At 77.6% G+C, this 1,089-nt stretch carries 1 pseudogene; it reads left to right on the top strand.

Annotation, left to right across the window (positions count from 1 at the left end):
- Positions 1 to 627, top strand: a pseudogene (locus tag DQW06_RS27950) (AMP-binding protein); the annotation flags it as partial.
- Between the last annotated feature and the right edge of the window lie 462 nt (positions 628 to 1,089).

Here is a 1,089-nt window from a genome sequence, read left to right as displayed (position 1 = left end):
CCCGCCCTGCTGCGGGAGGCCCGCGGGGCCGGGGGCCGGGTGGTCACCACGTACGGCATGAGCGAGACCTGCGGCGGGTGCGTCTACGACGGCGTCGCGCTGGACGGGGTACGGGTGCGGGTGGAGTCCCCCTCGGCCGACGGGGCCGGGCGGATCCTGCTGTCGGGGCCGGTGCTGCTGAGCGGCTACCGCCTGGCGCCCGGGGTCCGCGCCGATCCGGGCGCCCTGGTCACCGACGCCGACGGGACGCGGTGGCTGCGCACCAACGACCTGGGCCGTCTGGACGGGGACGGGCGCCTGAGCGTGCTCGGACGCGTGGACGAGGTGGTCAACACCGGCGGCCACAAGGTGGTGCCGGGGCAGGTCAACGCCCGGCTGCTGGAGCACCCCGCGGTGGCCGACTCGGTGGTGGTGGGCCGACCCGACCCCGAGTGGGGCGAGCGGGTGAGCGCCGTCGTGGTGCCCGCCGACCCCGACGCGCCGCCCTCCCTGGAGCAGTTGCGCTCGTGGGTGCGCGAGCGCCTGCCCGCCTACGCCGCTCCCCGCGAGCTGGAGGTGCGCGCCTCCCTGCCGATGCTGGCCTCGGGCAAGCCCGACCTGGTGGCCCTGCGCGGCCCGCGCGGCTGAGGCGCGGAAGCGCCCACGCAAGGCACCGCCGCTGAGGACCCTGGCGTTCCCGGCCGACGCCCGTCCGTGCGGAGGCGGGCGTCCGGGCGCGGTCCGCGGCACCGGCCGCGAGAGCCGCACCGGCGCGGACCCCCGCGCCCTCTCCGGCGCCGCCACCGGCGCCCCGTGGTCCGGGCGCGTGTACCGGCGCGCCTTCCACCCGTGGGACCCTGGGGCGCGTCGGGTGCCGCGCCCCACCACGTCGGTGCCCGTCGAACAGCAGTGACGGCCCGGGGTCGGGCGGTCCGGCCGCTCCGCGCGGAGCGGCCGGTCACGGACGTGTCGGACAAAAGGCGGGGAACTTCCCCGGACCTTCCGACGTCTACCTGAGTAATCCGGCCCCTCGGCCCCTCTCCCAAGGAGGTCCGCAGTTGGTGACAGCCCTCGGCCCACACGTTCGTGCCCCTGCGCTCTCCCCCCAAC

The sequence above is a fragment of the Nocardiopsis sp. TNDT3 genome, from assembly GCF_003427465.1.
GTDB lineage: Bacteria > Actinomycetota > Actinomycetes > Streptosporangiales > Streptosporangiaceae > Nocardiopsis > Nocardiopsis dassonvillei.
This window is presented reverse-complemented; position numbering and strand designations above follow the sequence as displayed.